The 24,794-nt window shown below is 70.7% G+C and carries 23 protein-coding genes; 14 read left to right on the top strand and 9 right to left on the bottom strand.

Annotated features, from left to right (window positions below):
• Nucleotides 1–33 precede the first annotated feature (33 nt).
• The 5 genes from ACSHT8_RS03380 (at nucleotide 34) to ACSHT8_RS03360 (ending at nucleotide 5,329) form a co-directional block, all read left to right on the top strand.
• On the top strand, nucleotides 34–1,662 hold the full coding sequence (locus ACSHT8_RS03380) for a DUF4153 domain-containing protein (RefSeq protein WP_436497558.1): 1,629 nt from the start codon (nucleotides 34–36) through the stop codon (nucleotides 1,660–1,662).
• Nucleotides 1,663–1,708: 46 nt separating this feature from the next.
• A complete protein-coding gene (locus ACSHT8_RS03375) occupies nucleotides 1,709–2,362 on the top strand; it encodes a heme oxygenase (biliverdin-producing) (protein WP_436497556.1) in 654 nt (217 codons plus the stop codon).
• Nucleotides 2,363–2,433: 71 nt separating this feature from the next.
• On the top strand, nucleotides 2,434–2,853 hold the full coding sequence (locus ACSHT8_RS03370) for a DUF6319 family protein (protein WP_436497554.1): 420 nt from the start codon (nucleotides 2,434–2,436) through the stop codon (nucleotides 2,851–2,853).
• Between the two features lie 307 nt (nucleotides 2,854–3,160).
• Nucleotides 3,161–4,645 carry an SDR family NAD(P)-dependent oxidoreductase gene (locus ACSHT8_RS03365; RefSeq protein WP_436497552.1) on the top strand — a complete coding sequence of 495 codons (1,485 nt, stop codon included), beginning with the start codon at nucleotides 3,161–3,163 and terminating at the stop codon, nucleotides 4,643–4,645.
• Between the two features lie 72 nt (nucleotides 4,646–4,717).
• Nucleotides 4,718–5,329: a hypothetical protein gene (locus tag ACSHT8_RS03360; protein ID WP_436497550.1), complete on the top strand. Its 612-nt coding sequence runs from the start codon at nucleotides 4,718–4,720 to the stop codon at nucleotides 5,327–5,329.
• Here the strand turns inward: ACSHT8_RS03360 and ACSHT8_RS03355 are convergent.
• Genes ACSHT8_RS03355 through ACSHT8_RS03345 form a run of 3 tightly spaced genes read right to left on the bottom strand, consistent with a single transcriptional unit; the run spans nucleotide 5,326 to nucleotide 8,487 of the window.
• Nucleotides 5,326–5,772: a response regulator gene (locus ACSHT8_RS03355; RefSeq protein ID WP_436497548.1), complete on the bottom strand. Its 447-nt coding sequence runs from the start codon at nucleotides 5,770–5,772 to the stop codon at nucleotides 5,326–5,328. The genes ACSHT8_RS03360 and ACSHT8_RS03355 overlap by 4 nt on opposite strands.
• Nucleotides 5,769–7,322 carry a sensor histidine kinase gene (locus ACSHT8_RS03350; RefSeq protein ID WP_436497546.1) on the bottom strand — a complete coding sequence of 518 codons (1,554 nt, stop codon included), beginning with the start codon at nucleotides 7,320–7,322 and terminating at the stop codon, nucleotides 5,769–5,771. The genes ACSHT8_RS03355 and ACSHT8_RS03350 overlap by 4 nt, the downstream gene beginning before the upstream one ends.
• Nucleotides 7,312–8,487, bottom strand: a complete 1,176-nt coding sequence (locus ACSHT8_RS03345; protein WP_436497544.1) for a PP2C family protein-serine/threonine phosphatase — start codon at nucleotides 8,485–8,487, stop codon at nucleotides 7,312–7,314. Before ACSHT8_RS03345 ends, ACSHT8_RS03350 begins: the two co-directional genes overlap by 11 nt.
• Before the next feature lie 107 nt (nucleotides 8,488–8,594).
• Between ACSHT8_RS03345 and ACSHT8_RS03340 the strand changes: the two genes are divergently transcribed.
• Nucleotides 8,595–9,374 (top strand): LmeA family phospholipid-binding protein, encoded by a 780-nt coding sequence (locus tag ACSHT8_RS03340; RefSeq protein WP_436497542.1) that lies wholly within the window; start codon nucleotides 8,595–8,597, stop codon nucleotides 9,372–9,374.
• On the opposite strand, the gene ACSHT8_RS03335 is transcribed toward ACSHT8_RS03340, so the two are convergent.
• Genes ACSHT8_RS03335 through ACSHT8_RS03320 form a run of 4 tightly spaced genes read right to left on the bottom strand, consistent with a single transcriptional unit; the run spans nucleotide 9,371 to nucleotide 13,250 of the window.
• Nucleotides 9,371–9,961 (bottom strand): GTP-binding protein, encoded by a 591-nt coding sequence (locus ACSHT8_RS03335; RefSeq protein WP_436497541.1) that lies wholly within the window; start codon nucleotides 9,959–9,961, stop codon nucleotides 9,371–9,373. The genes ACSHT8_RS03340 and ACSHT8_RS03335 overlap by 4 nt on opposite strands.
• Nucleotides 9,942–10,313 (bottom strand): DUF742 domain-containing protein, encoded by a 372-nt coding sequence (locus tag ACSHT8_RS03330; RefSeq protein ID WP_436497539.1) that lies wholly within the window; start codon nucleotides 10,311–10,313, stop codon nucleotides 9,942–9,944. The genes ACSHT8_RS03335 and ACSHT8_RS03330 overlap by 20 nt, the downstream gene beginning before the upstream one ends.
• The gene (locus ACSHT8_RS03325; protein WP_436497537.1) at nucleotides 10,313–10,750 is read right to left on the bottom strand and encodes a roadblock/LC7 domain-containing protein; all 438 of its coding nucleotides are present in this window, start codon (nucleotides 10,748–10,750) and stop codon (nucleotides 10,313–10,315) included. The genes ACSHT8_RS03330 and ACSHT8_RS03325 overlap by 1 nt, the downstream gene beginning before the upstream one ends.
• A gap of 31 nt (nucleotides 10,751–10,781) precedes the next feature.
• Nucleotides 10,782–13,250 carry a sensor histidine kinase gene (locus ACSHT8_RS03320; protein ID WP_436497535.1) on the bottom strand — a complete coding sequence of 823 codons (2,469 nt, stop codon included), beginning with the start codon at nucleotides 13,248–13,250 and terminating at the stop codon, nucleotides 10,782–10,784.
• A 357-nt stretch (nucleotides 13,251–13,607) separates the two neighbouring features.
• Between ACSHT8_RS03320 and ACSHT8_RS03315 the strand changes: the two genes are divergently transcribed.
• Both ACSHT8_RS03315 and ACSHT8_RS03310 read left to right on the top strand, forming a co-directional pair.
• Nucleotides 13,608–14,621 (top strand): hypothetical protein, encoded by a 1,014-nt coding sequence (locus tag ACSHT8_RS03315; protein WP_436497533.1) that lies wholly within the window; start codon nucleotides 13,608–13,610, stop codon nucleotides 14,619–14,621.
• On the top strand, nucleotides 14,528–15,454 hold the full coding sequence (locus ACSHT8_RS03310) for a DNA/RNA non-specific endonuclease (protein ID WP_436497531.1): 927 nt from the start codon (nucleotides 14,528–14,530) through the stop codon (nucleotides 15,452–15,454). The genes ACSHT8_RS03315 and ACSHT8_RS03310 overlap by 94 nt, the downstream gene beginning before the upstream one ends.
• On the opposite strand, the gene ACSHT8_RS03305 is transcribed toward ACSHT8_RS03310, so the two are convergent.
• Nucleotides 15,451–15,834, bottom strand: coding sequence for a PPOX class F420-dependent oxidoreductase (locus ACSHT8_RS03305; RefSeq protein WP_436501979.1), 384 nt, complete (start codon nucleotides 15,832–15,834; stop codon nucleotides 15,451–15,453). The two genes, ACSHT8_RS03310 and ACSHT8_RS03305, sit on opposite strands and share 4 nt — an antisense overlap.
• A 141-nt stretch (nucleotides 15,835–15,975) precedes the next feature.
• Nucleotides 15,976–16,896 carry a sporulation protein gene (locus ACSHT8_RS03300; protein WP_436497529.1) on the bottom strand — a complete coding sequence of 307 codons (921 nt, stop codon included), beginning with the start codon at nucleotides 16,894–16,896 and terminating at the stop codon, nucleotides 15,976–15,978.
• Nucleotides 16,897–17,053: 157 nt separating this feature from the next.
• On the opposite strand from ACSHT8_RS03300, the gene ACSHT8_RS03295 reads away from it, so the two are divergent.
• The 6 genes from ACSHT8_RS03295 (at nucleotide 17,054) to ACSHT8_RS03270 (ending at nucleotide 24,771) form a co-directional block, all read left to right on the top strand.
• Nucleotides 17,054–18,331, top strand: a complete 1,278-nt coding sequence (locus ACSHT8_RS03295; protein WP_436497527.1) for an alanine racemase — start codon at nucleotides 17,054–17,056, stop codon at nucleotides 18,329–18,331.
• A gap of 227 nt (nucleotides 18,332–18,558) precedes the next feature.
• Nucleotides 18,559–19,818: an extracellular solute-binding protein gene (locus ACSHT8_RS03290; protein WP_436497525.1), complete on the top strand. Its 1,260-nt coding sequence runs from the start codon at nucleotides 18,559–18,561 to the stop codon at nucleotides 19,816–19,818.
• Nucleotides 19,818–20,777 carry a carbohydrate ABC transporter permease gene (locus ACSHT8_RS03285; protein ID WP_436497523.1) on the top strand — a complete coding sequence of 320 codons (960 nt, stop codon included), beginning with the start codon at nucleotides 19,818–19,820 and terminating at the stop codon, nucleotides 20,775–20,777. Before ACSHT8_RS03290 ends, ACSHT8_RS03285 begins: the two co-directional genes overlap by 1 nt.
• 4 nt (nucleotides 20,778–20,781) lie before the next feature.
• On the top strand, nucleotides 20,782–21,609 hold the full coding sequence (locus tag ACSHT8_RS03280) for a carbohydrate ABC transporter permease (RefSeq protein ID WP_436497521.1): 828 nt from the start codon (nucleotides 20,782–20,784) through the stop codon (nucleotides 21,607–21,609).
• The gene (locus tag ACSHT8_RS03275) at nucleotides 21,606–23,045 is read left to right on the top strand and encodes a glycoside hydrolase family 3 N-terminal domain-containing protein (protein WP_436497519.1); all 1,440 of its coding nucleotides are present in this window, start codon (nucleotides 21,606–21,608) and stop codon (nucleotides 23,043–23,045) included. The genes ACSHT8_RS03280 and ACSHT8_RS03275 overlap by 4 nt, the downstream gene beginning before the upstream one ends.
• Before the next feature lie 115 nt (nucleotides 23,046–23,160).
• Entirely contained in the window at nucleotides 23,161–24,771 is a 1,611-nt protein-coding gene (locus tag ACSHT8_RS03270; RefSeq protein WP_436497517.1) for a glycosyl hydrolase family 18 protein, read from the top strand.
• Nucleotides 24,772–24,794: the final 23 nt, after the last annotated feature.

Below are 24,794 nucleotides of genomic sequence, written 5' to 3'. Positions count from 1 at the left end.
GTGGTTCGCCCTGCCCGGATTCGGAGGAATCCCATGCCCGAAACCCCACCCGACGACGCGACCGCGCCCGCCGAGACCGCCGTCGACACGACCGAACCGGCCCCCGTGAGCGATGGCGCGGAGGCATCGCTTCAGCCCGGGACGGTCCAGGCACCCCCGCAGCCCGCGCCCGTCCAGGTCGCGCCCATGCAGCCGATGTCCGTGCTCACCGGCCCACTACAACCCGGCTTCTTCGACACCTACTGGCCCCTGAGATCCCCCACCGCCTCCCGGGTCGCGCTCCTCGCGGCCGGTGGAGCGGCGGTCGCGGCCGCCTCGACGGTGCCGCTCGACAAGGCAGGCATCGGCTGGTTCGCCGCGGCGGTCGCCATCGCCGTCGCGTTGGTCGTCGTCGCCGCCCAGACGCCGGGCAGGCTGCGGGTCGAGTGGTTGGTCGCCAGTCTGCTACTGATGGCCGTCGGCGGGCTGCGGGCGGCCGAGTGGCTGTTCGTCCTGTGCGTCATGACGGCCTGCGGAACCGCGTCGCTCGCGGTGACCGGTGGACGCTCGGTCCGCGCGCTCACCTTCGGCGTCGTGTCCACGGGTATCGCGGCCTTCCGCGCGCTGCCGTGGGCCGCGGCTGGGCTGAGCACCCTGCGCCGGGGAAGCGACTCCCCCAGGATCGCCCGGTCGGTCGTGATCGCGGTCGCCTTGTTCGCGGTGTTCGGGTCGCTGCTGGCCAGCGCCGACGAAGGATTCAGCAAGGTGCTCGACAACGTCCTGCCCGACCTCGACGCGGGCAAGGCCGTCGAGTGGGTCTTTCTGTTCCTGGTGGTCGGGTTCGTCGTCCTCGGTGGGCTGTTCCTGCTCGCCAACCCCGCCAAGATCGACGACATGCCGCAAGCCACCCGCCGCCGGGTCGCGCCGGCCGAGTGGGCGTTGCCGGTGGGCGCGGTGGTGGCGCTGTTCGCGGTGTTCGTCGGAGTCCAGGTCGCCGTGCTGTTCGGCGGCAGCGAGTACGTCCTCACCACCGCTGACGTCACCTACGCCGAGTACGCCAGGTCCGGGTTCTGGCAGCTGCTCGCCGTCACCCTGCTGACCCTCGTCGTCCTCGGGGTAGCCGCCCGGGTCGCGCCGACCGACACCGCGGCCGACCGGCTGTGGCTGCGCGCGCTGCTCGGCGCCCTGGCCCTGCTGACGCTCGTCATCGTGGCATCGGCGATCAGCCGGATGTGGACCTACCAGCAGACCTACGGCTTCACCGTCCTGCGCCTGCTCGTCGGCGTCTGCGAGATCTGGCTCGGCGGCATCTACGTCATGGTCCTGGCCGCGGGCGTCCGCCTCCGCGCCGACTGGGTGCCGCGGACCGTGGTCGGCACGGCGGTCGCGATGCTCGTCGGACTGGCCGTGCTCGACCCGGAGGGATTCATCGCCGACCGCAACCTCGACCGCTACGCCGAGACCGGCCAGATCGACCTGTACTACCTCGGCACCCTCTCCGAGGACGTCGTCCCGGCGCTGGCCCAGTTGCCCGAGCCACTGCGCGGCTGCGCGCTCAGCCGGTTCGAGCAGACCAAGGACACCCCGATGGAGTGGAACCTCAGCCGCGCCCGCGCCCAATCCGTGCTGGGGAACGTCCGCCGCGTTGATCCGTCCGAGTGTGATTCGCGCGGGTACCGCTGAGTCGAGTTAGCCTCGCCTAAGTGTCCGGAGCGAAAGGTGAGCGTCGATGTCCGAGGAGATCCCGTTCTCGCAGTCCCTCCGACAGGCCACCCGGGACGGCCACGACCGCGCCCAGGAGTCGCCGTACATCGTCGCGCTCATCGCGGGCGAGCTGAGCCGGGCCGGGTACACCGCGCTCGCCACCCAGCACTACTTCATCTACGCGGCGATCGAGTCGGCGGCGGCCGTGATGCGCACGGACCCGATCGCGGGCCCGTTCGTCGTCGACACCCTGCACCGCCTGCCCGCGCTCACGGCCGACCTGGCGGCGCTGCTCGGCCCCGACTGGCAGAGCCGCATCCAGCCGACCCCGGCCACCCAGCGCTACCGGGAACGGGTCGCCGAGGTCGGGCACACCTCGGTGGGCTTCGTCGCCCACCACTACACCCGCTACCTCGGCGACATCGCGGGCGGCCAAGTCATCCGCGCGCGGCTGCGCAGCCAGCACGGCATCACCGGGGCAGGAGCCCGGTTCTACGACTTCGACGACCTGGGCCCCGCCCCGGTGTTCCGCGACCGCTACCGCCGCCTGCTCGATACCGCGACCTGGACCCCCGAGGAACGCGCCGCGGTCATCGCCGAGTCCCGAGTCGCCTACGACCTGAACACCGCCGTGTTCACCGACCTGGCCGACGACCTCGACAAGTACCTCGTGGCCTGACCCCGGCGATCACCGCGCCCCGAACGGATGTTCTAATCTCCCCGATCGACCTGGCGACGGATAGGGAGTCGATGGTGTCCACGGAGACCGAAGCTGTGCCCGCAGAGCCCGAGACCGCAGCGGCCACCGAGACCGCGGCGCCGACGGAGGAGGCGGCCCCCGAGGCGCCCGCACCGAAGAAGCCGCGGGCCGCCCGCACCCCGAGCACGGCCAAGAAGACTCGCACGGTCGAGCTGACGCTCACCGTCACCGGCACCGCCGAGGGCGACTGGCAGGCCGAGCTGTCACAGGGCGGCAAGCGCGTCCTCCAGGGCCTGGCCATCCCGGCCGCCGCGGTGTCCCGGGCGGCCGCCGAGCTGCACGAGGACATCTCGAAGGCCATCGAGGTGGTCATCGACACCGCCCGCGAAGCCCACCGCGCGCGCATGGCGGAGCTGGAAGCGGAGCTGTCCAAGGTCAAGGCCGCGTTGGCGGAGCTGCAGGACAACTGAGCGACCCGAGAAGCGCCCGCCGGATTCCGGCGGGTGCTTTTCTGTGTCCAGCTCACCGGCTCCCTCTCCTTGCGGCTTTAGAGGTGCCGGGCAGTTCTCACCTTGACCACCTATCCCGACTCCAGCACCTCCTGCCGGAACCCCAGGCCGCCATCCAATATCTTGATAGTGGTATGCGGAAGAGTCATATTGAGACCAAGGGAGAAGGGCAGCCGTGGTCAGGCTCACCGCTGAAGCAGGGCGCGGGCGGTGAGCGTGGGCGGAGCTTCTACAGTGGGTGACGAACCAGCGAGGCAGGAGCGAACGGATGACGGCGATTCAGGACAACCCGATCGAGGAACTCGACGGTGCCGCCGACATCGAGGACCACGGCCCCGGCATCGACCCCGACCGCCTCGCCGCGTGCCTCGCCGTTCTCGCCGAGGTCAACGAGCTCCCGCCCGAGCATCCCGACGCCGTGGCCGTCCGCCGCGCCACCGCGGGCGTCTACAAGTCCGTCCGCCAGCGCCGCAAGGCCGCGAAGCGCGCCGCGGTGACCGACGCCGACCGGGCCGTCACCCACGCCACCGCCACCGGCTCCCCCGACCGCATCGATGACGAGACCCAGGGCATCCCCTTGGTCTCCAACGTCGCGGGCGCCACCGCGGGCACCCTCCTGCGCTCGCGCGCCTGCTACACCTGCAAGCAGCGCTACCACGTCGTCGACGCCTTCTACCACCAGCTCTGCCCGCCCTGCGCCGAGCAGAACCGGTCACGCCGCGACGCGCGGACCGACCTCGCAGGCAGGCGCGCGCTGCTCACCGGCGGCCGGGCCAAGATCGGCATGTACATCGCCCTGCGCCTGCTGCGCGACGGCGCGCACACCACCATCACCACCCGCTTCCCCAACGACGCCGCCCGCCGGTTCGCCGCGATGCCCGACAGCGCCGACTGGCTCCACCGGCTCCGCATCGTCGGCATCGACCTGCGCGACCCGGCCCAGGTCGTCCAACTGGCCGACACCGTCGCCGCGCAGGGGCCGCTGGACATCCTCATCAACAACGCCGCGCAGACCGTGCGCCGCTCGGCCGGGTCGTACTCGCTGCTGGTCGAGGCCGAGGCCGCTCCCCTGCCCTCCGGTCCGCTGCCGGAGATGCTGAGCCTGGGCCGCACCGGCGACGCCCACCCGGCCGCGCTCGCGGGCGCCGTCGCCCACACCTCGGACCTGCACCCGGTCACCGCGCTCGCGCTCACCGCGGGCTCGGCCTCCCCCGCGCGCGTCGCCGACAACACCGCGATCGACGCGGGCGGCCTGGTCCCCGACCTGCACCCGGTCAACAGCTGGACGCAGAAGGTCGATGAGGTCGACGCGATGGAGCTGCTGGAAGTGCAGCTGTGCAACCAAACCGCGCCGTTCATCCTCATCAGCAGGCTGCGCCCGGCAATGGCCGCGGCGACCGCGCGGCGCAAGTATGTGGTCAACGTGTCCGCAATGGAGGGTCAGTTCAGCCGCGCCTACAAAGGACCCGGCCACCCCCACACGAACATGGCCAAGGCCGCGCTGAACATGCTGACCCGCACCAGCGCCCAGGAGATGCTGACCGACGGCATCCTCATGACCGCCGTCGACACCGGCTGGATCACCGACGAGCGCCCGCACCCCACGAAGATGCGCCTGGCCGACGAGGGCTTCCACGCGCCGCTGGACCTCGTGGACGGCGCCGCACGGGTCTACGATCCGATCGTGCGCGGCGAGCTCGGCGAGGACATCTACGGCTGCTTCCTCAAGGACTACGCACCCGCCCCCTGGTAGCCCTCGGCAACCTGCCGTCACTCCGCACGTCTGTCTGTTCACGACAACTCGGGCGAAACGGTGGGGATTGCGATGAACGGGATCAACGGCAGAGCGGCGAAGACACTCGGCGGCGTGACACTCGGCCTGCTCTTGGCGGCCACCGCGGGCTGCACCAGCCTGCAGAGCAGCGGCGCCCAGCAGACGATCGCGACCGTCACCCCGAGCACCGTCACCGAGACCGTCGTGGCGACCACGACCACCCAGCCCGGCAACAACGGCTCGGGCCCCGGCGGCTCCGGCGGCTCCGGCGGGACGACCACCACCAAGCCGCCGACCAAGACCACGACGCGCCCCCACACCACGACCACCACCACCCACGCGGGTGCGGCGGTCGTCAGCCTGGAGGTCGTGCAGAAGCCCGCGTGCCCCATCAACGGCACCCCGGACGCGCCGTTCAGCAAGCCCGGCGTGCCCGTCATCATCAAGTGGAAGGTGACCGGGGCCGACGGCGCCGCCATCGCGGTCGACAACCCGGGCACCTACGGCGCCTACGGCAGCGACTACGCCGCCTCCGGCCAACTGGAGCTCTCGTTCCCCTGCTCGGGCACCACGGGCAGCACGACGCACAAGTACACGGTGTGGCCGAAGGGGTTCAAGACCGTCTCCCGCACGATCAGCGTAAGCGCCACGAACCACGCCTAGAACGTCGGCAGCTTGACCACCGTCACGAAGAACTCGTCGATCTTGCGCACGACCTCGATGAAGCGGTCGAAGTCGACCGGCTTGGTGACGTAGGCGTTGGCGTGGAGCTGGTAGCTGCGCAGGATGTCCTCCTCGGCCTCCGAGGTGGTGAGCACGACGACCGGGATCGGGCGCAGCCGCGGGTCGGTCTTGATCTCGGCGAGGACCTGCAGGCCGTCGAAGCGCGGCAGGTTCAGGTCGAGCAGGATCAGGTCCGGCCGCGGCGCGTCGGCGAACTCGCCCTCGCGGCGCAGGAACCGCAGCGCCTGCTCGCCGTCGCGGACCACGTGCAGCTTGTTGTGGATCTTGTAGTGCTCGAAGGCCTCGCGGGTCATCAGCACGTCGCCCTCGTCGTCCTCGACGAGCAGCACGTCGACCACGTTGAGCAGGGTCGGGTCACTCACGGCGCGTCCTCGTTCTTCTCAGCTGGCAGGGTGAAGCGGAAGGTGGCCCCGGCTCCGGTCCCGGCGGCGCCGTCGAGCCAGATCCGGCCGCCGTGGTACTCGATGATCTTGCGGCACATCGCCAGGCCGATGCCTGTGCCCGCGTAGGACTCCTTGGGGTGCAGGCGCTGGAAGATCACGAACACGCGCTCGGCGTAGTCGGGTTCGACGCCGATGCCGTTGTCACTGACGGCGAACTCCCAGTCGTCACCGGTCCGCACGGCCTCGACGCGCACCTTCGGCGGGTCGTCGCCGTGGAACTTCACCGCGTTGCCGATGAGGTTCTGGAACACCGCGGTCAACAGCACCCGCTCACCGTGAACCGTCGGCAGCGGGCCGACCTCCACGGTCGCCCCGGCGTCGGCGATGGCGGTGGCCAGGTTGGCCTCGGCCTGCGCGACTAGGTCGGCGGCCTCGACGGTGTCCCATTGCTTGGGCTGCCTGCCGACCCGGCTGAACGCGAGCAGGTCGTTGATGAGCACCTGCATGCGCTTGGCGCCGTCGACGGCGAACCCGATGTACTGGTCGGCCCGTTCGTCGAGCTGACCCTGGTAGCGGCGTTCGAGCAGCTGGCAGAAGCCCGCGACCTTGCGCAGCGGCTCCTGCAGGTCATGCGAGGCGACGTAGGCGAACTGTTCCAACTCGGCGTTGGACCGGGCCAGGTCGGTCGTGCGCGCGTCCAGTTCGGCGTTGGCGGCGCGCTGGGCGGCCAGGTCGCTGACGATGCGCCTGCGCATCTGGTCGACGTCGCCCGCCAGCTCGATGACCTCGCGGGGACCGGTCACCTCGATCTCGTGCTGGAACTCGCCTTCGGCCACCCGCCGGACCTGGCCCGCCAGCCGCGACATCGGGGTGACCGCCGCCGACCGCAGCGCCGCGGTGGCGCCGATGAACGCGAGCAGCAGGATCGCCGCGATGGCCAAACCAACGGTGACGACCTGGTCGGCGGCCACGGCCAGCGCGTCCCGGCCCGCCCCGCGAGCGGCGTCGAGCCGAGATTTCAGCTGGTCTACGGCGAGGCGGACCGGGGCGAACCGTTCGGCGCCCGCGCTCACCGACCCAGGCGTGCCGGTCGTCTCGAACTTGCGGATGTTGGGCTCGGCGTACTCCGCACGCCAGACGTCCACCTCGCGGCCGACCTCGTCGACCAGCCGCTCGACCTCCGGCAGGCCAGCCACCAGCGGACGCAGCCTGACCTGTGCCTCCTGCTGGGCGCGCAGACCCTCGGCGTAGGTGTCGTAGAACAGGCTTTGCCCAGTGATCGTGTAGCCGCCCGCGCCGGAGCGCTGGTCGAGCACGGCCGCCTCCAGCCGCAGCGTCTGCTGCACGGCGGGATCGAGCTGGTCGACCAGCCGTTCACGGGCTTCGGTGAGCCGCGTGATGACGATGGCCCCCGCCGCGATCGCCGCCACCGACACCAAGACCAGCACCGCGACGACCAGGGCCAGCCAGCGCCGCAGCGGCCACGGCGACCGCCCGCGCGACCAGCGCGGCGTGACGTCAGTCCGCATCGGGGCGCCTGGTGAGCAGCAGCGCGGCGACGTCGTCGACCATCTCGCCGCGGTTGAGCTCGCGGGCTTCGCGGATCACCTCGTCGAGCATGGTGTTCTCCCAGCCGGGACCGGCGGCGGCCTTGGCGGTGACGAGCTGGACCAGCCGGTCGGACCCGAGCCGCTCGGCGGTGTTGTCGATACCGCCTTCGATCAGGCCGTCGCTGTAGAGCAGCACTGACCACGCTCGGCCGAGTTCCACGGTCGCGGGCGTCCAGACGGCGTCGTCGAGCACGCCGAGCGGGACCCCGACCGGGGCGCTGAGCAGGGTGGCCTTCGACTCCACGCACAGCACCGGCGGCGGATGGCCCGCCAGGTGCAGCCGCGCGGTGGTGCGGTCCGAGCCGACGGAGATCATGCACACCGTGGCGAAGAGCCCCTCCAGGTGCCGCTCGTGCACCAGGACCTGCTGCATCGTGCCCAGGACCTCCGCCACCGGCCGCCCGGCCAGCACGAGCGCCCGCCAGGCCACCCGCAGGCACACACCCAGCGCGGCCTCGTCCGGGCCGTGGCCGCACACGTCACCCACGACCGCGTGAACCGTGCCGTCAGCGGACTGCACCACGTCGAAGAAGTCGCCGCCCAGCAGCATCCGCTCACGACCCGCGCGGTATCGGCTGCGCACGCTCAGCCGGGCGTCGTCGAACACCGGGGACGGCAGCAGCCCGCGTTCCAGCCTGGCCTTCTCCAGCGCGTGCAGCCGTTCCTCGTGCAGCTGCCGCTGGATCTCCTCGCTGCGGGCGCGCTGCACGGCGTAGCGGATGACCCTGACCAGCATGTCGCCGTCGACCTGGCCTTTGACCAGGTAGTCCTGGGCGCCCGCGGCCACCGCGGCGACGCCCTGCTGCTCGTCGGCCACCCCGGTCAGCACGACCAGGGCGACCTGGCCGTTGGCGGCCTCCAGCACGCGCAGTGCCTCCAGGCCCTGGGCGTCGGGCAGGCCGAGGTCGACGAGCACGCAGTCCTGGTCGTCGAGCAGCGGCCGGGCCTCGGTCAGCGACCGGGCCGTGGCCAGCCGGATCGGGACGTCGACCTCGCTCAGCAGTTCCTCGACCAGCAGCGCGTCGCCCGCGTCGTCCTCGACGAGCAGCACCCGCAGCGGCACCGGCGCCTCGTACGCATGCATCACAGTCGGCTCCGGCGGTCAAGTGTCAATGATCTGATGTTATCCGCACTCGCGGGGTGACCGGGCCCACCGCGCGGGTACCCGACGTGGTCCTTCATAGTGGAGTGGTGAGCGGCCCATTTGACGGATGGCTGCCGGTGCGCGGCCTGGAGGCGGTGCTCGCGGCGGGTCGCTCCCTGCTGCCCTCCTCGGTGCCCACCTCCCCCGCCGGGGTGGTCGAGACCGCCGTCCGGGTGACCGCGCAGCGGCTGCGCGGCAAGCGGGTCACGGTCAAGTCCGACGGCCAGGACGTCCCGCTGACCGTGGTGGACATGGACTGCACCGGCGACACACTGCGCCTGGCGCAGGGCCGCATCGACACGGTCAGCTTCGAGGCCAAGGACGTGGCGTGGCCCGCGCTGACGCTCGACCGGCTGCTGGTGACCGCCCGCGACCTGCGGCTGGCAGGCCCGTTCTCCACCGCCGTCATGGCCGAGTCGGTGACGCTGGCGGTGTCACTCTCGACTGACGCGCTGCGCGCCGAGCTGGCCAAAGTACGCCCCGACCTGCGCATCCGCGTCGGCGAGCAGCTCTTCGTGGCCCGCGACCCGTGGCCGGGCGAGTTGGAGGTCGTCCCGGAGGTCGACGACGGCGTCGCGCGGCTGCGCCCGACCGCGCTGTGGATCGCGGGCAGGCGCCTGCGGGTGCCCGCGCGGCTGCGCCCGTTCGACGTGCCGCTCCCCGACCTGCCGAAGGGCCTGCGCCTGACGCAGGTGACCACCTCCGCCGAGGGCATCGAGCTGCGCGGCGAGGCCCAGCACTGGCGCGACCGGCTGACCTCGACCCCGTTGATCGAGCTGCTGAACCTGCTGGCGACAGCCGCTCAGACGCTGACCATCGGCCGTTAGACCGCCGAGAGCTGGTTCATCGTGTACTGGACCAGCTCGACGAGCACGTCCTTGCTCGACTCCCGCTCCCGCACGTCGCACCGGATGATCGGCACCGTGTCGTCCAGGTCCAGGGCCTGGCGCACCTGCTCCTCGGTGTGCGGCCAGGTGCCCTCGAACCCGTTGACCGCCACGATGAACGGGATGTTGCGGTGCTCGAAGAAGTCGATCGACGGGAAGCTGGAGTCCAGTCTGCGGGTGTCGACCAGCACGATCGCGCCCAGCGCGCCCATCGCCAGCTCGTCCCACATGAACCAGAACCGGTTCTGCCCCGGCGTGCCGAACAGGTAGAGCACCACCCGCGGGTTGATGGTGATGCGCCCGAAGTCCAGGGCGACGGTGGTCGTCTCCTTGGACTCGATACCCATCATGTCGTCCACGCCGACGCCCGCCTCGGTCAGCACCTCCTCGGTCCGCAGCGGCGGGATCTCGCTGACCGAGTTGACCATCGTGGTCTTCCCGACCCCGAAACCGCCCGCCACCACGATCTTGATCGAGGTGGGGATCACGCCCGTGTCACTCACCTGGTCAGATCCTCCGAATGCCATCGAGCACCGCCTGCAGAAGTTTCGTGTCGGCGATCTCCGAGGTCTGGAACAGCGCCCCGGCCACCACGTCGCCGCGCTCGATCAGATCGCTGATCAGGACCTTGACCACCACGAGCGGGAGGTTGAGATAGGCGGCCACCTCGGCCACCGACAGCGGGACCCGGCACAACTCGATGATGTCGCGGTGCTCGGGGGTCAGCGACGAGAAGTCGGGCCGCGACTGGGACGCGCGGATCTGGGTCACCAGGTTCAGATTGGGCGCGCCCGGCCGGGTCCTGCCGTGCGTCATCGCGTACGGGCGGACCAGCGGACCGGCCGCGTCGTCGAACCACCAGTCCTGGTCCGACTGCATCACGAAGGCCGTCTGCCAGGCACCGCCACCGGTCGCTGCGCGCCGCGCGGTGCCGAGGCCAGGTGCGCGCCGACCCGCTTGACCAGCATGTTCATCTCGTAGGCGATCATGCCGACGTCGGCGTCCTCCTCGCCGAGCACGGCGAGGCACGCGCCGCGGCCCGCCGCGGTGACGAACAGGAACGCGTGGTCCATCTCGACGATCGTCTGCCGGACCTGCCCGCCGCCGAACTGCCTGCCCGTGCCCCTGGCCAGGCTCTGGAACGCCGACGCCATGGCCGACAGGTGCTCCGAGTCGTCCTTCGACAGGTCAGCGGACCGGCCGAGCAACAGCCCGTCCGCGGAGAGCACAACGGAGTGCCGGATGCCGACGACCCTGCGGACGAGGTCGTCCAATAGCCAGTTGAGCTGGTCGTCCTGGCCGAGCTTGTCGTTCACCTGGAGCTGTCCTTCCCCGTAATAACTGTCATCACGGCTCGACCGGAGGGTCGGCTCGGCGTGCGTCGAGAGTGCCCCGCTGGAACGCCGCCATCGTGGAGCGCACCCGTTCCGGGGAGTGCTCCCGCGGCAGGTCGTCCTCCACCGGCATTTCCTCCCGCAGTTGCGGTGCGAGGTGCTGTTGCCGTTTGCGTCTGGGCAGAGGTGGGGCGGCTTGGCCGCCCCCGGGTTGCGCTTCGTCCACCTTCGCCGGTTCCCCAACCTCGTTGTCGGTTCGCTCGCGTCTTGGCAGTTCCGTCTTCGCCGCGCCGCGGCCGTTGCGCGACAGCGGCTCGGTGTGGTGCAGCGGCGTCGGCGGCGGCAGGTCCTCCGCGTCGACCTGCGGCCACAGGGTGTCCTCCGGCGACCCGGCCACCTCCGACCACAGCCGGTCGAACGCGGGCCCGACCGGTGGCTCGTAGCGCACCTCGGGCTGCCGCGGCGAGAGCGTCGCCTGCCCCCGCGGCCGCGGGCTCGGCGCGCCGTGGTCGGCCTCGACCGCCTCGACGACGATGTCGGACGGCAGGAAGACCAGCGCGACCGTGCCGCCGTAGGGCGACTCGCGCAGCTCGACGCGAATGGAGCGGCGCACCGCGAGCCGGGCCACGACGAACAGGCCCAGGCGTGACTCGCCGCGCAGCGCCATCGCGTCGAACTCCGGCGGGTAGGCCAGCATCCGGTTGGCGGCCTCGCGGTCCTCGGCGGTCATGCCGAGGCCGTGGTCCTCGATCTCCACGACCACCCCGCCGGACACGAGGCTGGTGTAGACCTCGACCTGGGAGCGCGGCGGAGAGAACGACGCGGCGTTGTCGACGAGCTCGGCGACGAGGTGGATCGTGTCGGCCACGGCGACGCCCTGCAGCGCGACGTCGGGCACCTGGCGGACGCGGACCCGGACGTACTGCTCGGTCTCGGCGACCGCGGCGCGCAAGATGTCGAGCAGCCGCACCGGCTTGCGCCACTGCCTGCCCGGCTGCTCTCCGGCGAGGATGATCAGGTTCTCGGCGTTGCGGCGCGCGCGGGTGGCGAGGTGGTCGAGCTGGAACAGCGCGTCGAGGTGCTCGGGGTTCTCCTCTTCGCGCTCGATCTTGTCGAGGATCTTGAGCTGGCGGTGCACGAGGCCCTGGTGGCGGTGGGCGATGCCGAGGAAGACCCGGTTGACGCCCTCGCGGGCCTGGCTCTCCTTCACCGCCGCGGCGACCGCGGTGTACTGCGCGGCGTTGAACGCGTCGGCCACCTGCCCGATCTCGTCGGTGCCGTAGTCCAGCGCGGGCACCTCGGCGGCCACGTCGACCCGCGCGCCCTGCCGGAGCCGGTCGACGATGTCGGGCAGCCGCTCGTGGGCCAGCCGCAGCGACTCGTTCTTCAGCCCGTCGAGCCGGGTGACCACCGCCTTGTTGATCAGCCTGCGGGCGAACAGGGTGGCGGCGACCATGCCGAGCACGACCAGGAACAGCGCGCCGAGGCTGCCGAACAGGCCGGTCCGGAACCGGGCGTCGGCCCGCTCGATGACGACGTCGACGGCGCCGGACACCTGCTGGGTGGCGAGCTTGATCAGCTCCTCGGACGCGGTGCCCGACACCGACTCCCACTCCTGGGCGGTGACCGGGAACGCGGCGGGCTGGCCGCGCTTGCCGGTCACCGGGGTGTCCTCGTCCTTCGGGCCGACGGCGATCAGCTCGTTCTCCGCGGCGACCAGCTTCGTCCACGCCTGTGTCGACGAAAGCCGCTGGTAGGCGGACTTGAGCGGCTCGGTGCCGAGCGCGGCCTGGGTGGTCAGCGCCGTGCGGTAGGAGCCGACCATGCTGACGAACTCGACGTGCTGGTCCGGGGTGAACCCACCGGCGTGCACGGCGATCGCGGCGAGCGACGAGGCCCGCGACATCCGGTCGCTGGCGCGGATCACCTCGACCATGGTCAGGGTCGACTCGACCATGCTCGCGTCGGGCAGTTCGCGGGCCTGGGTGTCGAACAGCGCGAAGCCCGCGTCGACGAGGCCGTTGTAGTAGTCGTAGATCTCGGCCCGGTCCGCGTTGCCGCCGCCGACCTGGACCCGCCGGTCCGGCAGCGCGGCGACGGCCTCGACGAACGGCCGTAGCCGGGCGTCGACCGCGGCGCTGGCGCTTCCAGGCATGTTCTCCAGCGCGGCGGTGAAGTCACGCAGCGAGAGGTCGGTGGTCTGCTGCTGCGAGCTCAGCGCGAGCAGGTCCGGGTTGTCGGCGTTCAGCGCCGCGATCGTGGCCTGGCGCTCGCGCTGCAGGGCCGACAGCGTGTTGACCGCCGGGATCGCGCCGCCGCGGACGGCGGCGGCGGTGTCGCGGATGTAGATGCCGTCGAAGATCGTGAAGGTGGAGAAGACCGCCCACATCACCAGCAGGATCACGGCGGGGACGGCGACGACACCGGTCAGGCGGGACCGGATCGTGGTCGCCTTGGCCTGCGTACGGGTCTTGCGCTTCACGACTCTCCACAGTCCGGGGTCAAAAGGTGTTCCGCCCGCCCTGGCGACGTCCCACGTTGGTGTGTCACTCGATCCGGAGACGCCGACCTTCATTCCAAGATCGACAGTACACAGCGCAAGCGATCACACGCGGTCCGCGAAGGAGAAGCCTAGCGGTTCACACGAAAGTGGAAGTGACACCCCCATGACATCGGCGCACCCCAGCGGGGTCGCGACATCCGCCGGATGACCTAAAGGGCAACACTTGGGGTCAGTCGGCTACGGAGTGACTACGGACCCTTGCCGAGAGCCACCGACGGGGGGATCGTCGGCTCACCCACCAGTGCGCCGATCACGGCCTGTCGAAGGACTCACCCCATGGCCGCCAAGAAGTCCGACCCGCTCGAGCCCACCGACGAGCTGTTCGCCGCGCTGCGGGAGTTCATCCGGTCGCGCGGACCCGCCTACCTGACCGACCCGAACGTGTCCTCGATCGGCATCGGCTACAAGGTGCGCGGCGGCAAGCAGACCAAAGAGGTGTCGATCCAGTTCACCGTGGCCGCCAAGGCCGAGCCGGAGGCGCTCGCGGCGCTCGGCACTGTCGAGCTGCCCGCAACGATCACCGTCAACGGCGTCGAGGTGCCCACCGACGTGCTCGAACGCACCTACCGCCCGGACTTCCGGGTGGTCGCCGAGGCCGAGGCGAACGACCGCAAGGTGCGCGTCGACCCGGTGCGGCCCGGCGTGAGCGTCGGCCACCCGACGATCACCTGCGGCACCATCGGCGCGATCGTCTACGACGTGGAGACCGGCAAGCCGTGCGTGCTGAGCAACTGGCACGTGCTGCACGGCGCCGACGGCACCCTGGGCGACACCGTGGTCCAGCCAGGCACCCACGACGACAACCGCAACGACCGCAACCACCTCGGCCCGCTGGTGCGCTCCTACCTCGGGATCGCGGGCGACGGCGCGATCGCCGCGGTCGACGGCCGCGCGGTGGACCCGGCGATCCTCGGCCTCGACGTCGTCCCCGAGGAACTCGGCGAGCCGGAGCTGGGCGACAAGGTGGTCAAGAGCGGCCGGACGACCGGGGTCACCCACGGCATCGTCCGCCGGGTCGACACCATCGCGAAGATCAACTACGGCGCGACCGGGGCGTGGTGGAGGTCGGCTGCTTCGAGATCGGCGTCGACCCGGCCCGCAAGCCCGCCGACGGCGAGATCAGCCGCGGCGGCGACTCGGGCGCGGCGTGGGTGTTCAAGGCCGCCAACGGCAGGCCCGCCAAGGTCCTCGCGGGCGTGCACTTCGCGGGCGAGGGCAGCGGCGACCCCGACGAGCACGCCCTGGCCTGCCTGCCCCGGTCGATCTTCGAGAAGCTCGGCGTCACCCTGATCCAGCCCGAGTCCGGCGTCACCACCGGCGGGTTCGACGCGAAGTTCCTCAGCGTCGACCTCGCGGTGCCCACGCTCGACCCGGCCGTCGCCGACGACGCGGTGGCCGTCAACGGGACGACCAGGGTCGACTACACGCACTTCTCGCTGACGATGAGCCAGTCGCGCAAGTTCGCGTTCTGGGTGGCGTGGAACGTCGACGGCGGCGGCCTGAAGAAGATCAGCCGCACCGGCGTCCCGTTCCTCAAGGACCCGCGCCTGCCCGCGACGGCCCAGACCGGCGACGAGCTCTACAAGGACAACCGCCTCGACCGCGGCCACCTCGCACGACGGGCGGACCTGCTGTGGGGGTCGATGGACGAGGCGAACCAGGCCAACCGCGACTCGTTCTTCTTCACCAACATCACCCCGCAGATGGACGACTTCAACCAGAGCATGCGCCGCGGGCTGTGGGGGCGGCTGGAGGACGCGATCTTCGAGGACGTCGACGTCGACGACCTGCGGGTCAGCATCTACGGCGGCCCGGTGTTCGGCGCGGACGACCGGGTGTTCCGCGGGGTGCGGATCCCGCGTGAGTTCTGGAAGATCATCGCCTTCGTCGAGGGCGGCACGCTCAAGGCGAGCGCGTTCCTGCTGACCCAGAACCTGAACCACCTGGAGTCGCTGGAACTCGACGAGTTCCGGGTGTTCCAGGTCGGCGTGGCCGAACTGGAGGAGCGGACCAGCGTGCGCTTCCCGGACGCGGTGCGGACCGCGGACTCGTTCCGGCACGTGCCGGAGGCCGAGGGACCCCGGCGGCCGCTGGGCTCACTGTCGGAGATCGTCTGGGGCTAGCGGACCGTCCCCAGCACCCGCTGGATGGCGATCTCGATGACGACGCGTTCCGGGTTGGGCCGGGGCGGCTTGTAGCGCTCGGTGTAGCGGCGGACCGCGTCGGCGACCGACTCCGGGTCGTCGAGCACCCGGGCCACGCCCTCCACTGTGGACCAGCGGCGTCCGTCCAGTTGGCACAGAGCGGCGGGAGCCGTGCCGAGGGAGCGGATGTGGCGGACCTTCGCCGAGCCGCCCGAGGTGATCACCCTGGCCACGCCCGCGTCGAGGTCGAGGGTCGCGCCGACCGGCACCACGTGCGGGGTGCCGGTCGGGCGGACCGTCGTCAACGTGCACAAGTGGCGCTCTTGCCAGAACGCCACGAACTCATCGGTCACCGTCAGCACCGCGGCACTGTACCGCCTCCCCGAAATTCAAAGGCTGGTCCCGAACCGTCGCACGTACCGCCACGCGGTAACCGTGGTCGCCCGCCGTCACGGTGCCCCTTAGGCGCCGGTCATGCGATGCGACGTTTAGAACAAGATCTAATCCTCGTCGCCGAAGAAGGCGTCGCCGACCTCGTCGAAGACCTCGCCCAGCACCATGCCGCCGACCACACCGGCCGCGAGGCCGCCGACCAGGCCCATGCCGCCGCCACCGTGGCCGCCGTGGTGGCCGCCGCCGTGGAAACCCTGCGCCGGGCGTCGCGACGAGACCTGGGACAGCCACTGGCTGATCTTGCCGGTCCAGTCGGTGTGCTGGGCCTCCTCGTGGCTGACCTGGAAACGGCCGTACACGTCGCCACCGGCCTGGAACAGCCCGGCGCGCTTGTCGGCCTCCAGGACCACGGCCACGCCGCCCTGGTCGGCCACGAAGGTCAGCTCGACCTGGGTGATGCCGCCCGCCAGCTCCCGCGGCGGGTAGAACTCGATCTCCTGGAAGAACGGCAGCCGCTGCTGCAGACCGTGGATGCGGCCCGCCTCCAGGTCGGCCGACTTGAAGCGGAAGCCCAGCCGGGCGAACGCGTCGAGCACCGCGGCCTGCGACGGCAGCGGCACGATCGTCACCTGGTCGAGGTCGCCCTTGTCGACGGCCTTGGCCACGGCCAGCTCGGTGCGCAGGCCAAGGCCCATGCCGTGCATGTGGTGGCCGAACAGCTCGGTGACCGGGGCCTCCCACGGCACCGGAAGCTGGAACGGCACCGTCTTGGCCTGGCCCGCGGGCAGCACGAAGCGGCCGGACACCACCGCCCGGTCGAACTCGACGACCTGGGCGCCGCCGTCGCCCCGCTCGACCCTGGTGACCAGGGACAGCGCGATGTAGTCGATGTCGCAGTCGTGCTCGCCGCCGGTCATCCGGACCTCGCCCGTGAGCAGTCCACCGGGGTAGACCCGCGCGTCGGCCAGCACGGTGTCGACCGTCGGACCACCGACGCCCAGCGCCCGCAGCATCTTCTTGAACACCATCGTGAGGACTCTCCCCTTCACAAAGCTTTCGCCGTCTGACACCCGCGTGGTCAACGGACCGCGCGAGGCGCGCGTTCCCGGTTGTCTCGCCATCCTGGACGCACGGTCCCTGGTTCGGTTCCAGGGATATCCAACCGCGACCCTCCGGAGCCCCACCGTGGACCTCTCCCCCGCCCGCATCGACCGCGCCGCCGTGGCCCGGCTCGCCGACGAACGCCTCGACTGGCGGTTCCGTTCGATCCCCGACAGCCTGTTCGGCCTCACCGTCGCCGAGGCCGCCGCCCGCCGGGCCGACCTGTTCGACAGCGGGTTCGTCGGGCCGATGGTGGTCCTCGACGGCCCGGCCATCGAGCACAACCTGGCCACGATGGCGGGCTGGTGCGCCGACCGCGGCGTCCTGCTCGCCCCGCACGGCAAGACCACGATGGCGCCCGCCCTGTTCGCCCGGCAGCTCGACCACGGCGCGTGGGCCATCACCGCCGCCACCGCGGGACAGCTGCGGGTCTACCGGGCGTTCGGGGTGAGCCGCGTGCTCGTCGCCAACGAGTTCCTCGATCCGGCGGGCCTGCGCTGGCTGGCCGGGGAACTGGCCGACCCCGACTTCGAGGTCACCTGCTGGGTCGACTCCGTGCGCGGCGTCGAGCTGATGACCGAGGCGTGGTCGGGAACCCGGCCACTCGACGTGCTGGTCGAGGTCGGGGTCGCGGGCGGGCGCACCGGGGTGCGCGATGTCGGCACCGCCCAGGCCGTGGCCGCCGCGATCGCGGCCAGTCCCGCGCTGCGGCTGGTCGGCGTGGGCGGCTACGAGGGACCCGCGTCGTCGGACGCGAGCGCGGACGGGCTGGCGGCGGTGTCCGCCTATCTCGACCGGCTGCGCGAGACGGTGTTCGCCCTGGCTGCGGTGTTCGAGACCGACCAGGTCATCGTCACCGCGGGCGGGAGCGCTTTCTTCGACCAGGTCGCCGACGCGCTGACCGGGCCATGGCCGGTGCCGGTCGTCCCGGTCCTGCGCTGCGGCACCTACCTCACGCACGACGACGGCTTCTACCGCGAGGTCTCACCGCTGGGCGAGCGCCCGCGCCTGCGCGCCGCAGCTCCCCTGCGGTCCGCCCTGCGCGCTTGGGCGCAGGTGATCTCGCAGCCGGAGCCCGGTCTCGCGCTCCTCGCGGCGGGCAAGCGCGACCTGCCCTACGACCTCGGCCTGCCCGAGGCCCAGATCGTTCGCAATGCTAATGAAACTCGGACGATTGTCAGACGTCAGACAACCGCCCTCAACGACCAACACGCCTATCTGAGGGGTGTCGACGTGTCCGTCGGAGACTGGGTCGGGCTCGGTTTGTCCCATCCCTGCACGACTTTCGACAAATGGAACCTCCTTCCGGTGGTCGACGCGGACGGCCGAACAGTGGTCGACTTCGTCCGCACGTTCTTCTGACCGAGAGGCCGAAATTATGGAAAGTTCGTATGACATCAGACGTCCTACGCAAAATAGGGTGGATCCGTGACGTCCTCAGATCTTGACAGTGCGGGTGACGGGGGCCACGCTGTCCCCAATGGTCTAAACCACTTGGCAACACCGTCACCTCGTGCCCCGGGGTGACGTTCGGAAGGCGGTTGGTCGTGCGTAAGCGTTTGGGCGTAACGAAGTCAGTCATCGGAGGTATGACCCTGTTGCTCGCGTTAGCGGGCTGCGCAGGGTCAGGTGGTAGCAGCAATTCGTCGGACCAGCCTGCGTCGGGACCCCGAACCCTGACCGTGTGGCTGATGAACGGGTCCGCACCCAAGGACCTGACCGACGCGCTGCACAAGGAGTTCCAGGAGTCCCACAAGGACGTCACGGTCAAGTACGAGGTCCAGCAGTGGAACGGCATCCAGGACAAGCTCACCACCGCGTTGGCGGGCAACGACGCACCTGACGTCATCGAGATCGGCAACACCCAGGCGCCGAAGTTCGCCGCGGCGAAGGTGCTGGCCGACCTGACCGAGGCCAGCTCCGGCTTCAACAAGGACCAGTGGCTGTCGAGCCTGAAGGACTCCGGCTCGTGGGATGGCAAGCAGTACGCCGTGCCGTTCTACGCCGCCAACCGCATGGTGCTGTACCGCAAGGACATGTTCGAGCAGGCCGGGATCGCCGCGGCGCCGACCTCGCGGCAGGAGTGGCTCGACGCCATCACCAAGCTGCGCGCCAAGTTCGGCAGCGACCCCGACTTCCAGGCGCTCTACCTGCCCGGCCAGAACTGGTACACCCTGCTGTCGTTCATCTACGACGAGGGTGGCGACATCGCCAAGCGGGACGGCACCAAGTTCAGCGCGACGATGGACAGCGCCGAGGCCAAGGCGGGCCTGGAGTTCTACAAGAAGCTGCAGGAGGCCTCCGGCACCAAGGCGCCGAAGGACACCGACGAGCAGACGCCCGAACAGGCCGGGATCTACGGCCAGGGCAAGGTGGCGATGATGATCGCGCTGCCGTGGGAGCTGGCGACCGCGGCGAAGAACAACCCGAGCCTCACCACCCAGACCTCGGCGTTCCCGATCCCGTCGAAGAAGGCGGGCGCCACCGCGCCGGTCTTCCAGGGCGGCTCCAACCTGGCGGTCCCGGCGAACAGCAAGGACCAGGACCTGGCCAAGGACTACCTCAAGCTGATGTCCAGCGCGAAGTACCAGAGCCAGTTCGCCAAGGCGGGCATGATCCCCGGTACGTCCACCGACGTCAGCGCGCTGGAGGCCGACCCGGTCAACGCCGCGATGGCCAAGGCGTCCCGCAACGGCAAGGCCGTCCCGGCCACGCCGACCTGGGCCGCGATCGAGGCGGGCCAGAACCCGCTGAAGGACCTGCTCACGGCCTACCTCACCGGGGCCAAGACGATCGACGCCGCCACCGCGGACGCGAACTCCGCGCTGAATAAGGCATTCGCGGGCTGATGACCGCGACCGTCGACACCGTGTCGCCCGCGGAGGCACCCCCGCGGGCGGCACGGCCCCACCGGCGCAGGGCCGACCTGATCACGCCGTACCTCATGCTCGCCCCGGCGGTCGTGGTCCTGGTGGCCCTGCTCGGCTGGCCCGCGCTGCAGGTGCTCGGGATCAGCTTCCGCAGGCTCGACCTCGGCGAGCTGGTCCGCGGTGAAGTGGTGTGGGTCGGGCTGGACAACTACCGCGCCGTGCTGTCCGACCCGGAGTTCTGGGTCATCGGGCTGCGCACCGTGGCGTTCACCGCGGCGGTCGTCGCCGCGACCGTCCTCATCGGACTCGTGGTGGCCGTCCTGATGCGACACCTGTCCGGCCCGGTGCGGATCGCGCTGCAGCTGGCGCTGGTGCTGGCCTGGGCGACGCCGATCATCGCGACCACCACGGTGTTCCAGTGGATGTTCGACCAGCAGTACGGCATCCTCAACAAGACGCTGGTGGCACTGGGTTTCGACAGCTTCGCCGGGTACTCCTGGTTCGCCAGCGGCCCGAGCACGATGGCGATCATCGGCCTGCTGATCCTGTGGCAGGCGATCCCGTTCGTCGCGTTCACCCTCTACGCCGGGCTGCTCAGCGCGTCCAAGGACCTCTACGAGGCGGCGAGCATCGACGGCGCCACGGCGTGGCAGTCGTTCCGCGCGGTCAGCTGGCCCGCGGTGCGCCCGCTGATGACGATGGTGGTGTTCCTGTCGGTGCTGTGGGACTTCAAGGTGTTCACCCAGATCTGGGCCATCAAGCAGGGCGGCCCGGATGGCGGCAGCACCACCCTGCCCGTGCTGCTCTACCTCAAGGGCATCTCCGGCAGCCACTTCGGCGTGGCCGCCGCGATCGCGGTGCTGATGCTGGTGATCCTCGTCGCGGTGACCTGGCGGTACCTGCGCCTGCTGGTGCGTTCCCCGGAAACGGAGCTGTGAGCCGATGAAGACCCGACCTCAGCGCGTCGCGCTGAACGCGGCCGGAATCGTGGTCGCGCTGCTGTTCTTCTTCCCGACGTACTGGATGTTCACCACCGCGCTGAAGAAGTCCAACGAGATCCTCTCCCCCGCCTACGACCTGATCCCGCTGTCGGCCACGCTCGACAACTTCACCACGGCGATCACCCGGCCGGGGTTCGGCACGTTCCTGACCAACAGCCTCATCGTCACCCTGGGCGCCGTCGGCTGCGCGCTGGCGGCGGGCTTGCTCGCGGCGGTCCCGTTGGCGCGCATGAGATTCGCGGGCCGCCGCGGGTTCGTCCTGTTGGTGCTGATCGCACAGTTGGCGCCGCTGGAGGCGCTGTTCGTGCCGATGTACCTGATCATGCGCGACGCCGACCTGCTCGACACGCTGCCGTCGCTGCTGCTCGTCTACACCGCCTTCACGCTGCCGTTCACGATCTGGACGCTGCGCGGGTTCGTCAAGGGCATCCCCGTCGAACTGGAGGAGGCCGCGATGGTCGACGGCTGCGGCCGGTGGGGCATCTTCCGCCGCATCACGCTGCCGCTGCTCGGCCCGGGCCTGGTGGCGACGTCGGTGTTCGGGTTCGTCACCGCGTGGAACGAGTTCCTCTACGCGCTGGTCTTCATGCGCGACTCGGCGAAGCAGACACTGCCGGTGTGGCTGTCGTCGTTCCGCACGGCGTTCGGCACCGACTGGGGCGGCATCATGGCCGCGTCGGTCATCTACGCGGTGCCCGCGCTGGTGTTCTTCCTTCTGGTGCAACGCAAACTGGTGGCTGGATCGACAGCGGGGGCGGTCAAGGGATGAGTCTGCGAAAGCTGGCCGAAGCGGTACTCCTGCCCGGTTTCTCGGGCACGACAGAGGTTCCGGACTGGCTGCTCGACCGGATCGGCGCGGGCCTCGGCGGCGTGGTCCTGTTCGGACGCAACGTCGTAGACGACGAGCAGGTCGCCGCGCTCACCGAGCGGCTGCGCGGCGAGCGCGACGACGTGGTGATCGGCATCGACGAGGAGGGCGGTGACGTCACCCGGCTCGACGCGGGCCGGGGCAGCAGGCTGCCGGGTCCGCTGGCGCTGGCCGAGGCCGATGACCTCGCGCTCACCGCGGAGGTCGGCCTGGCGATCGGCGCCCGGCTCGCCGCGTGCGGCGTCACGCTGAACCTGGCGCCCTGCGCGGATCTGTCGCTCACCCAGGACGACCCGATCATCGGGGTGCGGGCGTTCGGGTCGGACCCGGGGAAGGCCGCCGAGCACGTGGCGGCGACGGTGCGGGGAATGCAGCGGCCGGGGGTCGCGGCGTGCGTCAAGCACTTCCCGGGCCACGGCGCCGCCACCGCCGACTCCCACCTGACGCTGCCGATCCTGCCGCGCACACCCGCCGAGCTGGCCGCGACCGAGCTGGTCCCGTTCCGAGCGGCCATCGCCGCCGGGGTGCGGGCGGTGATGACCGGGCACCTGGTGGTCCCCGCGTGGGGACCGGCCCCGGCCACGCTCAACGCCACGGCGCTGCGCGTGCTGCGGGAGGAACTCGGGTTCACCGGGACGATCGTCACCGACGCCGTCGAGATGGGGGCGGTGGCGGGCACGCTCGGCGACCCGGCCGGACTGCGGGAGGCCGCGGTGCTCGCGCTGGCCGCGGGCGCCGACGCGCTGTGCGTCGGCGGGGAGACCGCCGACGCCGAGACGGTCGACGCATTGGTGGAACGCATCGTCCGCGCCGTGCATGAGGGCGTCATCACCGAGGAGCGCCTGGTCGAGGCCGCGGCCCGCACCCGGGCGCTCGGCACGCAGCCGGTCGGGGTGACCGGGGTGCGGCGCGAGGTCGACCTCGGGCTGGAGGTGGCGCGCACGGCACTGCGGGCCACCCCGATCCCCGACCTGGGCGCCCAGCCCGTCGTGGTCGACATCGAGGTCGCGCCGACCATCGCGGCGGGACCCGTGCCGTGGGGGCTCGCGCCGCACCTCGCCGAGATGCTGCCGGACGCCGTGGTGGGCTCGGCGGACTTCGACGTCACCGGCCGGGTGGTCGTCGTGACCACCCGCGACGCCCACCGCCACCCGCACGCCAGGGACCTGGTGCTGCGGCTGATCAAGGAAGCCGACGCCGTGGTGCACATCGAGACCGGGGTACCTGGCCCCGACCTCGGCGCCGCCGCCCGGATCGACACCAGAAGTGGCTCGTGGTCGAGCCTGCGGGCCGCCGCGGAACTGCTCGCGGCCGGACGACTCAGACGAGTCAGCTAGTCCCCCTGTTGTCCCCTCCGCCACTCGGCGGAGGGGCCGCGGCCCGATCTTTGTCCCGCGCGCCCGCGGTCGGGCCAGTTCACAGAAACATCCCTGCTCCGAGTTGAGGTGAACCATGCCCAAAATCCGATGGCACCTGGCAGCCGCGTTCGTCGCGGCGGCCACGGTGACCGTGGCGCTAGTCGCCGCACCCGCTAGCGGTGCAGGCACGCCGACCGCCGAATTCGTCAAGACCTCCGACTGGGGGTCCGGCTGGGAAGGCAAGTACACGATCCGCAACGGCGGCGCGACGGCGATCAGCAGCTGGTCGGTCGCGTTCGACCTGCCCGCGGGGTCGACGATCTCGTCGCACTGGGACGCCACCCGCACCCAGTCCGGCAACCGCTACACCTTCGCCAATGTGTCGTGGAACGGCAACATCCCGCCGGGCGGCACGGTGTCCTTCGGCTTCATCGGGACCGGCTCCGGCTCACCGGCCAACTGCACCCTGAATGGAGCGTCCTGCGGTGGCGGCACCCCGCCCACCAGCACGACGACTCCGCCTACGTCGACCACAACCACGACGACCACCACCACTCCCCCGACGTCGACGACGACCACGACCACCACTCCGCCGCCGCCGGGGTCGAAGGTGATCGGGTACTTCGCGCAGTGGGGCGTCTACGGGCGCAACTACCACGTGAAGAACATCGTCACGAGCGGCTCGGCGTCGAAGCTGACGCATATCAACTACGCGTTCGGCAACGTGCAGAACGGCCAGTGCACCATCGGTGACAGCTACGCCGACTACGACAAGGCCTACACCGCCGGCGACAGCGTCGACGGCGTCGCCGACACGTGGGACCAGCCGCTGCGCGGCAGCTTCAACCAGCTGCGCAAGCTGAAGAAGGCGTACCCGCACATCAAGGTCATCTGGTCGTTCGGCGGCTGGACCTGGTCCGGCGGCTTCGGCGCCGCGGCGGCCAACCCGGCCGCGTTCGCCGAGTCCTGCTACCGGCTCGTGGAGGACCCGCGCTGGGCCGACGTGTTCGACGGCATCGACATCGACTGGGAGTACCCGAACGCCTGCGGCCTGACCTGCGACACCAGCGGACCGGCGGCGTTCAAGAACCTGATGGGCGCGCTGCGGGCGAAGTTCGGCTCGAACAACCTGGTCACCGCGGCCATCACCGCCGACGGCTCCAACGGCGGCAAGATCGACGCCGCCGACTACGGCGGCGCCGCCCAGTACGTCGACTGGTACATGCCGATGACCTACGACTTCTTCGGCGCGTGGGCGGCACAGGGCCCCACGGCCCCGCACTCGCCGCTGACGTCGTACACCGGCATCCCCCAGGCCGGGTTCAACTCGGACGCGGCCATCCAGAAGCTCAAGTCCAAGGGCGTCCCGGCGTCGAAGCTGCTCCTCGGCATCGGCTTCTACGGCCGCGGCTGGACCGGCGTCACCCAGGCAGCGCCTGGCGGCACCGCGACTGGTCCGGCTCCGGGCACCTACGAGCAGGGAATCGAGGACTACAAGGTACTGAAGAACTCCTGCCCGGCCACCGGCACGATCGCGGGCACCGCGTACGCGAAGTGCGGCAGCAACTGGTGGAGCTACGACACCCCGTCCACCATCGGCGGCAAGCGGTCGTACGCCTCGCAGCAGGGCCTGGGCGGCATGTTCTTCTGGGAGCTCTCCGGCGACACGTCGAACGGTGAGCTGATCACGGCCCTGCGCGGGTAGGGGCGCACAGGGAAGAACGGTCC

Origin of the sequence: Actinokineospora sp. HUAS TT18 (assembly GCF_051364635.1) — a bacterium.
Lineage (GTDB): Bacteria > Actinomycetota > Actinomycetes > Mycobacteriales > Pseudonocardiaceae > Actinokineospora.
This window is presented reverse-complemented; position numbering and strand designations above follow the sequence as displayed.